At 63.2% G+C, this 717-nt stretch carries 2 protein-coding genes; both read left to right on the plus strand.

Annotated elements, in window-relative coordinates; genetic code table 11:
* Positions 1-354, plus strand: a 354-nt coding sequence (locus tag AC1D00_RS43960; protein ID WP_477015050.1) for a DegT/DnrJ/EryC1/StrS family aminotransferase, incomplete at its 5' end; no start/stop codon positions are given.
* Positions 344-717: DegT/DnrJ/EryC1/StrS family aminotransferase (locus AC1D00_RS43965; protein WP_477015051.1), on the plus strand; the 374-nt coding region annotated here is incomplete at its 3' end. The genes AC1D00_RS43960 and AC1D00_RS43965, both read left to right, overlap by 11 nt.

The raw sequence follows: 717 nt of genomic DNA on the forward strand, positions 1-717 counted from the left end.
CTATCAGTACTGCCTGGACAACGGCATCGAAGCCAAGATCCACTATCCGATCCCGCTGTATCAGCAGGAAGGCCTCAAGCATCTCGGTTACGCCCCGGGAACGTTCCCGGTCACCGACCGCCATGCCAAGGCTATCAGTACTGCCTGGACAACGGCATCGAAGCCAAGATCCACTATCCGATCCCGCTGTATCAGCAGGAAGGCCTCAAGCATCTCGGTTACGCCCCGGGAACGTTCCCGGTCACCGACCGCCATGCCAAGGAAGTCATCAGCTTCCCGGTGGACCAGCACCTGACACGCGCGCAGCAGGACCGCGTCATCGAAACTGTCAGGAAGTTCTGCCATGGACGCTGACACCGGCCGCCGGCGCATCGGTTACGTCAATCTTCCGGCGCAATTCGAGGAAGAGCGCGCCGAGATCATGCAGGCGGTCGAGGGCGTCTTCCAGCGTGGCGATTTCATCGGCGGGGCGGCGGTCGGAAAGCTCGAAGAGGAACTGTCCGCCTATCTCGGCTCGCCGCATGTCGTGACGCTGAATTCCGGTACCGATGCGCTGATCCTCGCGATGAGGGCGCTCAACATCGGTCCCGGCGACGAGGTCATCACCCCGCCGAACTCGTTCGTGGCATCGACCGCCGCGATCGTCGCAGTCGGCGCCTCGCCGGTCTTTGCGGACGTGCTGCCGGACCAGAACATCGATCCGGCCGCGGTCGAGGC

Source organism: Bradyrhizobium sp. P2_E8, from assembly GCF_056403875.1.